This window comes from Rhodococcus sp. NPDC060086, from assembly GCF_042730275.1.
Classification (GTDB): domain Bacteria; phylum Actinomycetota; class Actinomycetes; order Mycobacteriales; family Mycobacteriaceae; genus Rhodococcus.
Map to the genome: position 1 here is coordinate 83061 of NZ_JBHWWZ010000006.1, position 16265 is coordinate 99325.

The window sequence follows — 16265 nt, forward strand, 5'->3', positions numbered from 1 at the left end:
AGCGGGCCGTTCGGATGCGTTTCCGGCACCGGTGAGGTGAACGACGACTCGGCGTTCGTCGGCGTGTTGCCGTCAGCGTTCGACGAACCCGGCGGTGTCGAGCCGTTTGCGCAGCGTCGACAGCGTGCCGGTATCCAGATCGAGCGCGTCGCACAGATCGTGCACACCGCGTGTGTCGCGTTCCCAGAACTTCTGAGAGGATCGTGGCCATGACGGGTAGTGCGATTCTGGAGGGACCAGCCTGGTGTGCATCTGGTCTCGACACCAAGGGAAGCCGCTTCCCGCTCCGTGTCGAAGCGCCGGTCATGAATCTCGTCGACGTCCTCGTCCCCGGAGTGTCGACGATGACGAGCAACAGCCGATACTTCGGTCTGTACTGGGCGCTGGCCAGCTATGCCCACGACCGAGACTTCGACACCCTCACCTGCCGCACCGTGCTACGGCGGGCAGAAGTTGCACTGGCCATGGCGTCTGTGATCAATCCCCACACCGGTAGTCTCGACGGGCTCGGTGAGATGCACGGCGCCGACACCGTCCGCTCACAGTTGGCGAAGGGGTCTGTCGATCGCCTCGTCGACGTCGGCGAAAGATCGTATTCTCCTCGTGCATGGGGTTACTGGTCTCAGTACAAGGGCCCCATCGTGACATTGGGCCTGGCGACCACGGACCAAGGCGCCTTCCGCAAAGGTCCGCGCGAAACGCCGGTTCTGGTGCGAGACATGTTCCGTCCCCTCCTTGAGTTAGCCGCGAGCAGGAACCTCTCGCAAGAGGACGCCAAAGATTTCATCGACCTGACCGGATTTCAACCGGGCTCGGCCGACCTTGCACCGCTGCGTGCCGTCCTGACGGCTACAGGAGACGGGATCAATTGGAATGCAAACGATTCCACGAGAAGATCGACTTACCGCATCCTTGCCCGGGCAGTCCAGCTGGCCCCCGACACCAGCTCGTGGACGAGCGCGCTCGTCGACGTGTTGGCTTACGGGCCAGCGCTCGACGGGGATCCTGTGTTCATAGCGGAGGGGTCCCGAGCCAAGAGCTGGCGAGGCCTCCTGCTTCGTCATCGGTTTGTCGGCGCGTGGCGTCATCTGTGGTCGAGACTCGTCGATCAGGTCTGGCACTCCGACGGTCAGGCGTCGCGAAGCGACTTGCACGAATGGGTTCGAGGCTGCACAACCAACGACACCGTGGAAGGTTTCCTGCGGAGCTGTACCGCGCCCTTCGATGCACGAGGCAATCCGGCACCGGCCGAGGTGCTGCTTTCCGGGAACCGCAATGACATCGAGACTGACATCGGTGTGCTCCTAATCGGATCTGTCCGGGGCGACGAGTTAGCTGGCGTGACCCTGGACGCCTTCCGCGGGAACTCGGGCCGCAACCACTATCTCGATCCGCAATGGGTCGCGCACCGGCGTCGAGAGTACATGCACCGTCCGCTGACCGACTTCGCCTGTGCGGTCGTCGACGACATGCTCGACCAGTCTCATCGCGTTGCGCTGGCGAAGATGTACGTCGACAACGAGGGGCGTATGAAGTTGCCGACCAAACTACACGAACGCAACGGACTGTATTTCGCCACAGGTCGCGAAGGGCCCGGGAATGTGGGGCTGCGTACCGAACAACTCGGGGAACTGGGCCGACAACTGGGCCTGTTCAGGTTCGACGACGATCGCATGGTCGTCACCGAGCTTGGAGTAGAAACCCTGGGGCTGCCGCAATGACTCGCGCCCGGTTCGACCTGCAATCACCGTTGACCTTGCTCAGGGAGTGGGATCGCGGACCTCTCCGTGAGGTCCTGATCACGGGGTACACCCTTGATCTGGTGTTCTTCGAGCGGCATTGCGTTCCGCTGGCACGGTCGCACGGCGCCCGCGTTACCGTCCTGTCGGATGCCCACCAATCTGTCCACGACGCTGCCGACGTCCGCTATGCCGGTCGCACCTACCAGCATGGCCACGCCGGGTGCCGCGGCGCATTTCACCCCAAGCTCGCGGTGCTCGTCGGTGATGACGACGTCTGGATAGCCATCGGGTCCGGGAACCCCACCACATCGGGATGGGGGCACAACGACGAACTTTGGCTAGTGATCCGAGCTCCCAGAGGATCGGGGCCGGCTGCCCTGCGCGAACTCGCCGAATGGTTGTATGCACTCCCCGCAACCGTGTCGATCCCCTCGTGGATTGCCGAAACCGTTCACGATGTTGCCGATGCGGTATCTCCGACCGAGGTCGACGGTTCGCTCCCTGATCTACGAATTGCAGGCAATCTGGATCGGCCGTTGATCGATCGGATACCCCGTGCACCGGTGCACTCCTTGCGTGTCTCTGCGCCGTTTTTCGATCGCGCCTCGGCCGCAGTCGCCACGTTGATTGCACGCACGACTCCAGAGCGACTCGTTGTGGCACTGCAAGAACGAATCGCATGGTACGACGGGGCAAGTCTCGTCGAAGCCGCCAGCGGCGTCTCGGACGTCGAGTTCCGATTTCTCGACGACGCCCGCACCAGCCACGGCAAACTCGTCGAGTGGGACGACGAATCGGGTACGACCGCGATGGTCGGAAGCGCCAATCTCACTCGTGTGGCACTCCTCACCTCGACAACGAGCGGCGGGAACTGCGAACTCGTCGCTATCCACCCGGTCGAGCAATCCCTCATCCCTGAGGGTTGCAACACCCCGGCCACCGTGGACGAGATGCGTGCGCGGTTGACAATCCCGGCAAGCCCCGAAGCCCACCGCAAGAACGCCCTCGTTCTCCTGGGGGCCAGATGGAGAAACGAGGCGATCGTTGTCGAGATGCTGGTCCGGACCGCAGCCTCGATCACAATCGAGACATCACCGAGCGGCGCACCCGGGTCTTGGCGAGCCGTTCATAGGGTCGATGTCGCGCAACCGGGAGTCGTTGAGACATCCTTCGTCGCTGACGAAGGTACCGGCGGAGCGGTACGTGCACGGGTTGGCGGGCACGAGAACGACGTCAGCTCTGTCGTCTTCCTGACCGATGTAACCCGGTGTCGGCCGCGCGATACCGCCGACGACGGGACGCGCATCTCACGCGACTACAGCCTCGATGATTTCGTCACCGATTCGGTCCTGGCCGAACGGATGAGCAACGACCTGATTCGACTGATGAGGACCGCCGGCCAATACCGCGCCGCGAACACGCCACGGGAATCTCCGACGACGCGCCCTTCAGCCGCTACTCATGAGGAAGACCGGTGGGGTTCCTGGCTCGACAAGGTCCAACGTAGTCTCGGGCCGACCTTCGCCGGCCTCGTCTTCCCCAGTTCAACCAAGACGGTCCGAGCCGATACGGACCCGACAGTCCAATGGACCGTCGACGACGACGAACCGATCACGGACATAACCGATGACGAAACCGACGACGACATCGACCCGATCGCCGATTCCCTCACCGATCGCCAACCACCCTCTATCGCGTCACATCAGCGTGCGGCTTGGCGAACTCGGTCAGAACGCCTACGCCGCGCAGTGACTTCGGAAAACCCGCGCCCACCGTTCGAATTGCGTATGAGCGTGGCCCGGATCTTCATCGATCTGCTGGCCGCTGGGGTATGGGAAACCGACGAAGTGACATGGCGAAGCTCCTTCGCGGATGTGTTGACAATTCTTCCTCCCCGGGAGGAGGACGACGAAGTCTCAGAGACTCCATTGAACTACCTGGGCTCGATGATCGCCGTGGGTCTGGCCGTACTCGGACAAGGCACGAAACTGGACGGTGGACGCCCGGAAGATGTTTTGTGGCAGTCGACATGGAAGGGATTGCGCGGGTGGGTACCTCAAGCACTCACCGAGATCGTCGACGAGTACCTGTACGTTCCGACACAAAGTTACGCGCGGGTTGCCGATCGTGAATCCGTCGACTCATTGATCGAATTGGCGAGAAGCACTGCGAACGACCCTAATGCGGAAACGCGAGCAGCCTTGGAATCTGCGGGCCTGCCCGCCGAACTTCGCGAAGGCATGTGGATCCTCGAGGTGCCGTCCGGAGCACCGCGCAAGATCGCAGCCCAGATCGCCACGAAAGTCGGCGATCCGTGCGCAGTCATCGTCGTCGGTGCTGGAAGAACATGCGCCGTATTACGCGCCGACCGCACGCTGGTCATGGCCGAACCCAAACCCGCCAAGTGGCACGTGATGACTCTCCCATCGTCGGTCAGCACTCCTACTTCTCTCCTCGCCAGTTCAGACGGGTTACCGCCCAACCGGAAGGTGGTCGATCTTGACTCACCTACCCAGGAGATCATCGCGGTTGCTGAGAAACTCGGCTTCGATCTCACCCACGTCGCCCAAGCCATTCGCCATTGGCGTCTCAGCTGAGGGGCTGGACCCTCGCCACCCCTCGAGACGAAGCCCTTCGCCACCCTTCAGTCACACGACGTCGACGGGCTCACGCACGTCGACGTCCATCGTCACTTCGCTTCTCGGATGTACGTCACGCCGAATGCCCTGACCTGGCGGAATTCCTGGCGGGTACTACCGAAATCGAACCAGCCACCTTCCTGCTTCTGAAAGATGTCGAGACCGCGGCCAAGGTTGATGCGCCATCCGTTGTCCGTGCGGATCCAGCGATCGTGACCGCCAGGGTCTTTGGCCACCTCAACCTTGATACCCTGTTGCTCAGCTCCCTGAATGATCTGACCGAGCATCTGCAATTGCTTCTTCTGGTATTCCGGATCGGATTCGAGCACGGTGAACAGTTTGAACGTCACCTCGTCGGCAGGGTCTTTAGCTGAGGCGATCAGGGCCAGCAACTCGACGAGGTTCCGCCCCTGGTGACTCATCCGGATGTACGGGTCGTGCAACTCGATTTCAGTCGCGCCTCGCAGGTACGGCATGAGGAGGGTCTCGTAGGAGATGCCGCGTTGATTCTCGACGAAGTCCCGCTGCCCCTGGAACAACTCTTCCTTGGCCGGGACCGGAACAACCGCTGCCTCCGAGCCGGCCGCACCCAGCGTGGATCCAAACGGATCAGCGGGCTCCTCAGCATCGCCCGCAACGCCGGGGCGGCCCCGATGGTAATGCCCGGGGTACTCGTCCTCCTCCAGCGTGGTGACGGCCGCCCACTCACCCGCGAGCGACTGGTACCCAAACTTCACCGCAGCCATGGTGTCGTCCATGCGCAGAATCTGGTCCTTGACGCGCTTGCGGCCCTCGATCGCGAACCTCAGGATCTCCTCGATCTCCTCAGCGGTGGCCTGCTCGTGCGGGTAGAGCAACTTCATCAGGCCGGAGAAGGTCTTGTGGATGCCATCGCGGTCGCGGGTGGAGATGTCCGAGCCGAGCGTGAAATACCGCTGGTAGCGGTCGGAGTAGTCGAGATTTCGCATCGACTTGAGGACTTCGGCGATGTAGTCGACAACGAAACCGTAGCCGCTGGAGAACATCTCGCCGCGGATCGTGTCGACCTCCCAGCCGGGAATGTAAAAGTGCAGCCGGTCGAGGTAGGCCGAGTCGTGGTAGCTCTCGGGGAGTTCGTCGAAGAGATCGGAGTGCTTGAGCATGTACGGCACGGTGTGCGAGGTGTTGCCGACGAACACCATCGATGCCTCTGCGCCAAGCGTTTCGACACCGCGAGAGAACGACTTGTTCGCCATGTAGTTCTTCATGATGTCGACCAGGGCCTTGTCGGTGCGCTTCTTCTTGCCCGCGAATTCGTCGAATGCAACGACGTCCCAATAGCCGACGAGTCCGAGTTTCCCATTGGCATTGTTCACGAACAGCTTCGGCACAGTTATCTCACCGCCCGAGATCAACATCCCGTGGGGCGAGAATTCCGAGTAGATGTGCGACTTGCCGGTGCCCTTCGGACCCAGTTCGACGAGGTTGTAATTGCGTTCCACAAATGGGATCAGTCGGGTCAGCTGAAGCAGCTTCGCGCGTCGCCCGAACAGCTCGGGGTTGAATCCGATCGACTGGATCAGCAGGTCAATCCACTCATCGACGGTGAACTCGGCCCGGGCATTGAGGTAACCGGCGTAGTCGAAACTCGACATCTGGATCGGCTGCAATCGACCCAGAATCCAGGGCACCACGCGGGCGTCGTCGCTGTGGAAGTACTCGATGTCGCACAGGCACCACACCCCGCCCACCAGTAGTTTCTGGTTCGCGGTCACGGTGTTCGGCTCCACAAGCACCCCGTTGATGCCGAGGCTCGCGAACGACGCCTGATAGACGTCGTCCTTCTCGTTCAGCATCACGCTGACCCGGTCGATGATCCGGAAGCGGCCCTTTTCCCGGATCTTCGACTTCACCAGCTCCGACTCGTTGCGATGCACGTAGTGCTCGGCGAGGATCCGGCGCACCTTCTCGATGCCCTCCTGGATCGTCGCCTCGTCGTCGGTCGCGGCGAACTGGCCGAGCAAGTACTCCAGGACGTAGGACGGCACGATCGCGTTGCCTTTGACGGCCTTGACGAGATCCTTGCGCACCACCGCCCCCGGGAAGTGCGTGTTGATCTTGCGATCCAACGCCGTCGGCTCGGACACGACGTTCGCAGGGCTCTCGTCGGGCGCCTGTTCGATGAGAGCCGCTTCAGTCAGGTCGATGTGGTCGCTCATCAGAAATCCCATCCGTCGTCACTAGCGAAGGCACGTTTGATCGTGTACGGCGCGCTCTTGTACTTCTTCCACTGGTCGGTGCCCTCAATCGGCTCGGAGAGCCTGAACTCGACACTGTGGTTGTTGGCCTCGTCCGCGTCCTTACTGAGAAGCAGTGTCACGCCTTGGAATCGGTCGCGTCCCACATCACTACTCGAGTCGAAGGTCATCTCCTGCTCGTCGGAGATCAGCGTATCTCCGAAGTAGAGGCCAGCACGCAGTCGCCGTGCGGGTTTGTGCGGTTCCACCTTGGCCGATTGATACAGCTTGACGACGATCTGCCCGGTCGTGATCCGATCCGACTCGGGGTGGATGTCGACGTTCACCGGCTCGACTGTGTCGCTGCGGCTCTTGTTGATCTGGATCACCGGTACCACGATCTCCTGCAGTGAGGCGCCGCCGTGCACGAACTGGTATCCGGCTCCGGGCTGCACGATCCGTTGGATCGAGTTCGGGATCTGCACTTCCAGGTCACTCGACAGTCCCACTTGCTCGGGCTTGAACGTCGTGAACGCTGCGTCCCTCTTCAAGCCTCGCCCCAGCACGTAGCGGCGCTTCGACGTCACGATCTGCTCGCCCTGCGGTTTCACCGTGAGGGTGAACTGCTCGGCCAGCTTGGAACGCTGATAGAGGAAGCCGTGATCCGCGGTGACGATGATGTTCGTCGCGTTCGCGCTCGCGAGTTTCTTGACGATGTCGATCAGCTCGCGGACCGCGTCCGCTGCTGCCGTGAAGGTTCGGCGCTCGGAGACGGCTTTGTCGCCGGTCGCGTCGATCGTGTCATGGTAGACGTACAGCACCTGATTCGACGAGTACAGGTCGCGGCGATCGGCCGGCTTCATCTCGATGAAGTCGGCCGCCTGGATCGCTGTGCCGCCGACTGCGCCGAGAATCTTGCTGCGTTTCGCAGTGTCGTCGGACTTCTGCCCGTCCACCAGCACCGGATCGCCTTCCGGCGAATGCGCCAGCGTGGTGTGCGGGAGCAGTGCCGCCATCCCGAGTTGCGTGTACGACGGCAGCACCCCGAGCATGGCGTCGATGGAAGCGGAGAATTTGTTCTCACCGCGGATCTTCGTGCTCAGCTCGTCGGCGATCTCATAGCGGAGTGCATCGGAGACAATCACCACGGCCTTTTTGCGGCCTGTGAGTGTCGGGGCGACGTAGTGGTCGTAGAACGATGTTTGCGAGGTCATGCCGATGGTGCTCCACTGCGCGACTGTATCGACCTGCTGCTGCCACGCCACCCCGAGCGGAGCGAGAAAATCGGTGATATAGGAGTTCTCGACGAGGTCTGCCAGTGCCTCGATCGGCTGCTTGAACTCCGCCGTCAGATATGCCTGGGTGAACTGTCGATAGCGCTGGTCGATGCGGAACCACTCGTCGCGATACCGCGTCAGTCCCTCGCCGAAGCCGCTGATGTGAAACGCGGTATTTCGGATTGCCGGAATCAGTTCGGCTGCGGCGCTCAGCCCTTCGTATAGCGTCTCGTAGTCGTCGAACCAGAAGCTGTCGCGACGTCTGGCGCTGATCGCATCGGCAATGTCGCGATACGGCAACGTCTTCGCGCTGATCCCTTCCACCAGACGCCTGATCACCTCACGCTCACCGGCATCGAACACATCGGTGTCTTTCAGCGTTTCCCAACTGATCTCACCGACGTGATCGACGTAGTCGAGGTTGCCCTCGACGGTGCGGGCCAGCGACTTCATCGCTGCGCTACTGCGCTTGGAGTCGCGGAAGCCGCGGAAGTCGAGCGCCAGGTTCCGCGCCTTGTTCGACTCGGTCACGTCGAATCCGTCGACGGCGCGCTGGAACATCCACAGAACGAACCCCGCCACCGTCGGCGCCTGCGACGTGAACCCGTAGATGCCGGAAGCTCCGGCCCAGTAGAAGTCTGCGAGACCGTGGGAAGTGAGCGCATCGAATCCAGTGGTATCGCCACCTGCGTGCTGCATCAGCAGCGTGCGGGTCAGTTCGGAGAAACTGTGCTCCTTCTGGTTCAGAAGCACAGCGCACATCTGCGCCTGCACCACCGTCAAGTCACCGCCGACCAGCGGTAGCGCTTTGAGTTTCGTCACCAGCTTTGCGTCGTCGAAGAACGATGGATACCGGGCGATCAACTCGTCGGAGCCCGGGGCGCTCAGCCCGAGGTCGGCCCGCATCAATTCGCCACGGTCGGCGGTGAACACCGGGCCGTAGGCCAACTCGATGTCGAGCAGCCAGTTTCCGACGCCCTCGGGCACACTGCCGGATCGGTAGATCAAGAACTTCGCCGCCGGTTGATCGCGCAATACCCGATGCTTGATCGCGAACTCGTCGTCGGCGACCCGCAGCACCGTCACGTCGGCCGGCGCCTGTGCGTCGAGTTCAGTCGCATAACCACCGTCGGGGTCGTGCCACACTACGATGCGCTTCGAGTCGAAGCGATCCGCGAGGTGGCCGGCGATCGTGGGAGGCTTACTCATTCGTCGTCCTCGTCGTCGCGGGCCGGACCGAGTGCGCGGCGCGCGACTCGTTCTTTCGCAGCGCGATAGATTTGCGTGATCCGCTGCTGCAGCTCTTCTTTCGGTGGCAGCGCAGTCCAATACTCGGCGACGACGATGCCGTCCTTGTGCATCTCCAGTAGTTCGATCTGTTCCCGAGAAGTCTCGGTGCACAGGATCAGACCCAGCGGTGCTTCTTCGTCGCTGCGACGTTCGTAGCGGTCGAGCCACTTCAGGTAGAGCTTCATCTGCCCTTCGTGCGCAGCTTTGAACTTGCCGATCTTCAGTTCCACCGCGATCAGACGGTGCAGTGGGCGTGAGTAGAACAGCAGGTCGAGGAAGTAGTCGTCGTTGTCGATCGTCATTCGCTTCTGGCGAGCAACGAAAGCCCATCCATTGCCGACTTCGAGGAGGAACGTTTCCATCTCGCGTATGAGCGCGTCTTCGAGGTCGCGCTCTGCATAGGCGTCCTTGAGCCCGAGGAAATCGAGGAAGTACGGATCGCTGAAGGTGTCCAGCGGCACCGTGGATCCACCGGGGGTCTGCGCGTTGGCGATCTCGCGACGTTCGAAGCCTTGCCGCCCGATCAGGTCGCGCAGTGCACGGACGCTGAGCCGAGCATCGAGCGTCTGCTGGATGTAGAAAGCTCGCGCGGCGTCATGGTCCACCGCGACGAGTACGATGAAATGGCTCCAGCTCAATTGTCGTGACAGCGTGGCGACAATGTCACGGTCGGGGAAAACCTGGGCAAACTGACGCATCCGGTATAGGTTGGCCCGGTCGAAACCTCGCCCGTAGCGCTTCGTCAATCGTCGTGACAGCGTCACGACAATCTCCTGGGCATACTCGGCACGCTGCTCCGCGAGGACCTCGGTGTCGATGAGATGCCCGATCTGCCAGTTCATCAGCGTGAGCGCCGCATTCGCCTGCGTGGCAACGGCCGCGCGGGTCTGCTCGATCAGCGCCGAGACCTGACCGAACAGGTCACCTGTCTTGCCCGTTCTCTCCACTTCAGCCATGCGACTGCCACACCGTGCCGCTGGATTCGCGCAGATGGATCTGCGCGCCGTCGCAGGACTGGTGGACGATGGTCTCACCGTCACTCATCGCTTGCCTCCAGGCCGGCGATCTTCTTCACCGCCGGGTAGAACTTCGGGTAGTTCATCTTGACACCGTCGTCGAGGTCGATCTCGACCTGCTGGGTGGCGAGCGGATAGAGCACGTCGTGCTCGTAGTCACGTAGTTCGGCGAGCACCTTGCGCAGCCGGTCGGCTTCCTTCTGGTCCTTCGCCGATATGCCGCCGGCTGCTGCTACTTCGGCTCGTTCGAATGCCTTCTGCAGCTTGTTCTCGTACTCGCGCAGGTACTCGTTGAGCACCGTCGACACCGTCGACGGCGTGTACCTGTGCAAGTAGATCAATGCGTTGAACGAGCCCTTGGGGCTGGAGAACATCCAGTAGATGGGGCGCTTCTTGTAGCGCTTCACATGATCGTCGTAGAACTTCGACTTGCCCGACTTGGTGATGAAGTAGTCGCGCAGCGTCCTCACACTCAGCGACTCCTCCACGAACCGCAAGTTCTCCTCGAAATGATCCCCGCCGAACGCAACCTTCAGAAACTGACGGAAGCGTTCGACGACGTCATCCTCGAACCAACCGTCGTCGACGAACGGGATCACGTTGTCGGCGTCCGGCACGAATTTGGGAGAGGGAATCCTCATGAGGTAGTCCTTCAGCGTCCCGCCTTGGTCGGCAAGGATCAGCCCCGGCGCGTCGAGACTGTAGCGACCGAACATACAGCCGACGGCATACGAGACGAGGTCCACGATCGCGGACTCTGTGAACAGAGCGTCGCGCTCCTCGGGCGTCTTGTTCGGCCACCGGAATGCGGCGTTGTTGGTGAGGGAGACTCGTTCGAGCGGAACGTGCGAAGGCACTTCGTCCTCGAGCCCGTAGAGTCGCGCGACGGCCTCGTTGTTCTCGATCTCCAACCGCTGCTGAGCGCGCGAGCGCGCCGCCCACTCTTCCCGATGCTGCGCAACAGTCTGTTCAAGCGTCTTCAACAGGATTCCTTACGAGAGTTGACCAGGGCATCGGTTCGCCCCGTCATCAGGCGCGAAGGGTAGCCATGGGGGTAGCCGAAGCGAGTCCCTATGCTACCGGCAGAGTCCGACCATCTTCGCAGACACGGCAAGCGCCGCTCGAGTTCTCTCGTCATCGGTGTGCAGGTACGACTGGGTACTCAGCACAGACGAATGCCCGAGCACTGCTTTGATCGTGGTCTCGTCGATCCCGTTGGCCAATAGCAGCGTGGCTGCTGTATGACGCGCCTCATACAGGAGCGGTCTCCGGCTGTTGCCATCCGGGAGAGTGACCGTTACCTTTGCCTCCTCCGCGATCTCGTACCACTGTCGGCGGTCCAGTTCCGCGGACTGGGGGTTGCCGTCACTGCGGGGCCAGACGAGCCCGCATGGAGACGGCGGTGCGCAGTCTGCCCAGGACGTAAGTGCTTCGGCGAGCCACGGCACGAGCGGGATGACGCGGCTCCCGGCGCGGGTCTTCGGTCGGACCAGATGGTAGGCGCCGTGGATTTGTCGGGACTCGAACCCGCGGGGAACCCGGAACCCGCTCTCGGGTTGCCTGAACTCAACATATGGCAGCGCCTTGAGTTGCCAGGCAAGCGTCATTGTCTCGGCGTCGAGGTCCACCATGTCCCACGTCAGTCCCAGCGCCTCGGCGGGACGTAGTCCTTCCACGAGCGCGGCGACCCATCGTGAGGCATCAGGGCGAGTAATGGCCACAGCGAGGATTCTCGCCGCCGCGGCGGCGCTCAGCGACTGCCTTGGGGAATGCCCGGCACCCGGGCTGCCAGCCTCCCGGACATTCTGCGGGACCCGGTACCCCTCGGCGACCGCGTCAGAGAGAATCTTGCCAAGGACCGCGTGTGTGCGCTGCATGGTCGCGAGTGCAAGGCCGGCGTCTTCCTGGGCCGAAGCTACCTTCCGGATGTCTGCGGGCACGAGCGCATCGAGGCGTAGGTGCCCGATAGTCGGCACAACCCAGCGGTTCACCCCAGATCGGTCCGAGACATAGGTGCCCGGTCGCACGATGCGCTGCCGTTGTTCGAGCCACCGGTCGGCCCACCGCTTGACCGTGATGCTGCCGCACTTCTGAGCGGTAGGCCCCTCGGCTGCAATCCGCTGTTGTGCTCCCGCAAGTCGCTTACGAACTAAGGCCTCCGTGCGTGCTTTCAGTGTGATGCGACGCCGCCTACCACTCGCCGTCCACCCGGCTTCGATCGAGGCGACCCACTGCCCCCGCGAGTTCTGGTAGACCGACCCCGTCCCCTTGCTGCGCTGTTTGAGTCTGAACATGAATCAACGGTAGGGGCGTGACCGCGCTCGTGGTCGGGGTAGCCATCGGGGTAGCCATCGAGGGCGGTCACCGAAGCGCGGCGACGTGATAGCGCGTCTGCGCCCCCGCCCAGGTGAGCTTGCGGAGCTCGCCGCAACACAGTTCATGAAGGACGAGTACCCGACCGGCAAGGCCGACCTCATGACGGCGTTTATGGTCCGTGCTCGGGAGCTCACGGTTCGGCGAGGCACTTGGGCGATGATCAACCTCCCGTCGTGGATGTCGTTGAAGTCGTTCGAAGACCTGCGGCACGACCTGCTTCAAAGCCAACGAATCGTGTCTATGGTCCACCTCGGGCGCGGAATCTTCGGGTCAGACTTCGGCTCCGTCGCATTCGTGATCGACAACGCTCCGGCCAAGTCAGCTCGCGGCGTGTATCGACGGGTCTTCGAGCAGCACGTAGACGTCAGGTCAGTGTCTGCGATCGAGGCGTTGTTCCGCGACTCCGCGTACAACCGCTATGAGGTGGCGCAGGCGGACTTGGCCGCAATCCCGGGGTCTCCAGTCGTCTACTGGCTCAGTGAAAAGATGCGTTATGCGTTCGCCAGAGCAGGCAAGGGCGAGTCCCTGGGCGACGCTTGCGGCATCGCCCAGGGAATCACTACAGGAGACAACGGGCGTTTCCTTCGCTTGTGGTGGGAGGTTAGCCACAGCGAATCAGAGTTCAACCGCGATCACGATTCTGCAGAGCCGACTCAGACTTGGCAAGCGGCAGACAAAGGAGGAGACTTCCGTCGCTGGTTCGGAAACAATGACTGGGTCATTTTCTGGCCAGCCGATGGCCGCGACGTCATCAATTTCTCTGGCTCGACGCCACGAAATGTCCATACCCGCTTCAGGCCGTCAATAGCCTGCACGAAGATCTCCTCCGGGGGGATCTCATTCAGGGCGCATGATTGCGGATTCGTATTCCTAGACGCCGCTGTCGCAGTAACCAGCGAAGGCTGGCTCGACTCCATCCTAGGATTTGTCAACTCTTCGACAGCGAACCACATGATGACGGCTTTGGCTCCAACCTTGAACTTCGAGGTTGGGCAAATCCGATCGCTTCCTTGGTTGGTCGATGAGGTCGATGAGGGGGCGGTAGCTCCTATTGTCACTCAGTTGAAGGCGAACTCCGCCGACGACTGGGACTCTGCCGAAACGTCATGGAATTTTGGCCAGAACCCTTTAGTCGGAATTATTGAGAAGATCGATTAGTCGTTGTCGAGTTTGCCGAGGGCCACGAGTGGATTTTCGGCGAAATCCCAGGACGTCTCGAAGTCGTCCCAATCGCGTTTCGACCGAGCGACAATTTTATTAAGCATCTGCGATGGAGCCTTCAGTGACTGAAGAACTGGCAACTTCCCGATCTCACCAACGCCGAGATTCAGGGTCGGTGCCACGGCAGCGAAGAGCGACTCCGCTGTGGTCGAATTGCAGATTGCAACTATCTCGGCCAGTTCCGCCGGATTGGCAAACACTGACATTCCAGCGTTGGAGAACAGCGATCCCACAGGCACTGAGCGGAATGCGGGGACTCCTGAGCCGACCGCAGACCATGACACTGACTCGCAGAAATAGTGCTGCGGATTCCTTACAACAGCTCGCTCAAATGCGCGCAGTTCATGACCATCGTCCTCCCAATTCACGACCGCGTGACGGTTCCCGTACCACCGACGAAACTCACCGCCGTCGGTGTAGGGGAACCAACGTGCTCGGCTCGCGGCGGCTTCTTTGCGCGACGTACAAGCGAACGCTGTGCGGCTGGCCGACACCTCCCACCACTGGCGAACGAACCTGGCGTTGTCGGCCGTTGCCATGCCCTGACGAGGCTTAGCGACGTCGCCAAGCGGCTTACCGAACCTGAACGCATAACGCATCTTTTCACTGAGCCAGTAGACGATCGGGGAGCCGGGGATGGACGCGAAGTCAGCCCCCGACGCGAGGTGAAATCCTGCATCCTGGGTTCGCTGTGCAAGGGCGACTCGCAGATCTTGCTCCTTGCGGTCGGAGCCGAGCGGCGTCAGGCGGATGAAGGGGGCATGTCGGTTGCGTCTACCTGCCATCGACAGGACAAAGGCGGCGTTGGCACCAAAGATGTCCGGATGATATGCGATGTCACGCATGTGGACGAAGGAGTCGAATGCGTGGCCGTTCAGCAAACGGAGCCGTAGTGCCTCGAAGGACTTGAGCGACATCCATGTGTCGCCGACAACTATGGCGAGCAGTCCGGCGTCGTGCGCGAGTTCAATGCCCCGGACACAGAATGCGCTGTAGAGGTCCTGCTTCACGTCCGGGTACTCGTCCTTCATGAACTGTGAAAGGAGCGCACTCATCTGCTTCGCACCCATGTACGGCGGGTTCGCCGTGACCACCGAGTACTGGCGACTCAACATCTCGGCCTGTGCAACAGCTCGACGCGCGCGAAGGAGCGTGTCGTAGTAGAAAGTCCCTTCCTGATCCTGGAGTCCTTCCAAGACCACAGCAGCCTGTGCGGCCGCACCCGCGTCCGGCTGGATCAGTGAACCGAATGTATCGGCATCGCGGAACTGATTCCAGAACGCTCCTTCGGCATCGCGGTCCCCGTCCTTCGTGATGAGCAAGTCCAGCTCATCGGAGACGAAAGAGACCGGCTCGATCACGCAGATCTTCGGGTGAGCTTCCGAGCGGTTGAAAAATCGTCGATCCTTCGAGCGCGCCTTCATGGTGAGCGCGAATGCCGCGAGCGCCCCGGCACGAGGGTCGATCTCGGTGCCGTGGAGGTTGTGGGTGAGGATCAGGCTCGGAATCTCCGACGGCGCATAGCCCTCCTCCTCATAAATCGCATACAGCAGGTCGAAGGCATAGGTGAGCATGTGGCCCGAGCCGCAGGCCGGGTCGATCACCGTCAACTCTTCAGGCCCCGAAACCCTGAGGAAGTCGGTCTCTTCATCGACCGGTGCGATGTAGTAGTCCATCTGGTCCACCAGGCGGGAGGCCGGTCGATTGAGCATCCACAAGCGCCCAAGCGAGTTTTCCAGAAGGTAACGAACAATCCAGTGCGGGGTGAAAAGCTGGGTGGCGGCAGGAATCTCGTCAGCTCCTGCCTTCTTGTTCTTCTTGAACCCGGCGAAAACCTCGGCCTTCCGCTCGGAAATGTAGAACTGGTACAGCCAGCCGATCACCTCGACGTCATCGCAGACATCCTCGGTGAGTACTGTGCGAGCCCGGGACAGGACCGCTCCCTCGGCGAGCAGACCTGCGGGCACGAGCAGCTCGGTGTAAGCACCCTCGGCCTCGAACATGAATGGCATCGTCTTGTGCCAATGCCGGCAGTACTCGGTGAGCAGCAGTGCATACGCCTCACCCTCGGCGTCGGTGCTGCGACGGGAACCGTCCAGTAGACCGATAATCGCATCCTTAGCGAAGGCATTGGTGACGACTTCCGTGTCGATGTCCCCGCGTTTCGCGTCGGCCAGGATCTCCGGCTGGCCGTAGGCTTGGCCCGATGCTAGCGAGACGACCCCGGCGTCGGTGTAGCCGCGGGCGTCCATGAAGCGCAGCGCGACGAGACGGTTGAACCAGGTGTAGGCAACCCTGTCGATCACGTGCTCACGACCGTGGTTCGCGATCTCCGATTCAAGAAGGCGCACCGTCTTGGCGCGCTCGCTACGCGCGACAGACCCGGCGGCGAGCACCGCAGATACCCGCGCCTCGACGGCGACGATCAGTTCGCGCCGGGCAGCCTTTGCGAAACTCTCCAGTGGTTTGGTGTTCATGCTGCGTCCTT

Annotated in this window: 9 protein-coding genes and 1 pseudogene; 3 read left to right on the forward strand and 7 right to left on the reverse strand. The window is 61.7% G+C overall.

All coding sequences use genetic code 11. The annotated features are described in order from the left end of the window. Positions 1–75: 75 nt before the first annotated feature. Positions 76–186, reverse strand: a pseudogene (locus tag ACFWB0_RS06095) (MarR family transcriptional regulator); the annotation flags it as partial. A 119-nt stretch (positions 187–305) separates the two neighbouring features. Between ACFWB0_RS06095 and ACFWB0_RS06100 the strand changes: the two are divergent. Together ACFWB0_RS06100 and ACFWB0_RS06105 are read left to right on the forward strand one after the other, a co-directional pair. Then, positions 306–1721 (forward strand): hypothetical protein, encoded by a 1416-nt coding sequence (locus ACFWB0_RS06100; RefSeq protein WP_378489542.1) that lies wholly within the window; start codon positions 306–308, stop codon positions 1719–1721. Positions 1722–3103: 1382 nt separating this feature from the next. Further along, entirely contained in the window at positions 3104–4339 is a 1236-nt protein-coding gene (locus tag ACFWB0_RS06105; RefSeq protein ID WP_378489543.1) for a hypothetical protein, read from the forward strand. 92 nt (positions 4340–4431) lie between these two features. Here ACFWB0_RS06105 and brxL read toward each other — a convergent pair whose 3' ends face one another. From brxL to ACFWB0_RS06130, 5 genes are all read right to left on the reverse strand, one after another. Next, the gene (gene brxL / locus ACFWB0_RS06110) at positions 4432–6579 is read right to left on the reverse strand and encodes a BREX system Lon protease-like protein BrxL (protein WP_378489544.1); all 2148 of its coding nucleotides are present in this window, start codon (positions 6577–6579) and stop codon (positions 4432–4434) included. Further along, the gene (gene pglZ / locus ACFWB0_RS06115) at positions 6579–9083 is read right to left on the reverse strand and encodes a BREX-1 system phosphatase PglZ type A (RefSeq protein WP_378489545.1); all 2505 of its coding nucleotides are present in this window, start codon (positions 9081–9083) and stop codon (positions 6579–6581) included. The genes brxL and pglZ overlap by 1 nt, the downstream gene beginning before the upstream one ends. Continuing rightward, positions 9080–10120 (reverse strand): YhcG family protein, encoded by a 1041-nt coding sequence (locus tag ACFWB0_RS06120; protein ID WP_378489546.1) that lies wholly within the window; start codon positions 10118–10120, stop codon positions 9080–9082. Before ACFWB0_RS06120 ends, pglZ begins: the two co-directional genes overlap by 4 nt. A gap of 80 nt (positions 10121–10200) precedes the next feature. Further along, the gene (locus tag ACFWB0_RS06125) at positions 10201–11163 is read right to left on the reverse strand and encodes a hypothetical protein (protein WP_378489547.1); all 963 of its coding nucleotides are present in this window, start codon (positions 11161–11163) and stop codon (positions 10201–10203) included. Positions 11164–11256: 93 nt separating this feature from the next. After that, positions 11257–12474: a tyrosine-type recombinase/integrase gene (locus ACFWB0_RS06130; protein ID WP_378489548.1), complete on the reverse strand. Its 1218-nt coding sequence runs from the start codon at positions 12472–12474 to the stop codon at positions 11257–11259. Positions 12475–12619: 145 nt separating this feature from the next. Between ACFWB0_RS06130 and ACFWB0_RS06135 the strand changes: the two genes are divergently transcribed. Continuing rightward, positions 12620–13714, forward strand: a complete 1095-nt coding sequence (locus tag ACFWB0_RS06135; protein ID WP_378489549.1) for a hypothetical protein — start codon at positions 12620–12622, stop codon at positions 13712–13714. Here ACFWB0_RS06135 and pglX read toward each other — a convergent pair. Continuing rightward, positions 13711–16254, reverse strand: coding sequence for a BREX-1 system adenine-specific DNA-methyltransferase PglX (pglX, locus tag ACFWB0_RS06140; RefSeq protein WP_378489550.1), 2544 nt, complete (start codon positions 16252–16254; stop codon positions 13711–13713). The two genes, ACFWB0_RS06135 and pglX, sit on opposite strands and share 4 nt — an antisense overlap. Positions 16255–16265: the final 11 nt, after the last annotated feature.

What these genes read in the sequence shown, in the direction of transcription:
- ACFWB0_RS06100 (WP_378489542.1), top strand. Translation starts at nt 306, where the DNA reads ATGAATCTCGTCGACGTCCTCGTCCCCGGAGTGTCGACGATGACGAGC.
- ACFWB0_RS06105 (WP_378489543.1), top strand. Translation starts at nt 3,104, where the DNA reads ATGAGCAACGACCTGATTCGACTGATGAGGACCGCCGGCCAATACCGC.
- brxL (WP_378489544.1), bottom strand. Translation starts at nt 6,579, where the DNA reads ATGAGCGACCACATCGACCTGACTGAAGCGGCTCTCATCGAACAGGCG.
- pglZ (WP_378489545.1), bottom strand. Translation starts at nt 9,083, where the DNA reads ATGAGTAAGCCTCCCACGATCGCCGGCCACCTCGCGGATCGCTTCGAC.
- ACFWB0_RS06120 (WP_378489546.1), bottom strand. Translation starts at nt 10,120, where the DNA reads ATGGCTGAAGTGGAGAGAACGGGCAAGACAGGTGACCTGTTCGGTCAG.
- ACFWB0_RS06130 (WP_378489548.1), bottom strand. Translation starts at nt 12,474, where the DNA reads ATGTTCAGACTCAAACAGCGCAGCAAGGGGACGGGGTCGGTCTACCAG.
- ACFWB0_RS06135 (WP_378489549.1), top strand. Translation starts at nt 12,620, where the DNA reads ATGAAGGACGAGTACCCGACCGGCAAGGCCGACCTCATGACGGCGTTT.
- pglX (WP_378489550.1), bottom strand. Translation starts at nt 16,254, where the DNA reads ATGAACACCAAACCACTGGAGAGTTTCGCAAAGGCTGCCCGGCGCGAA.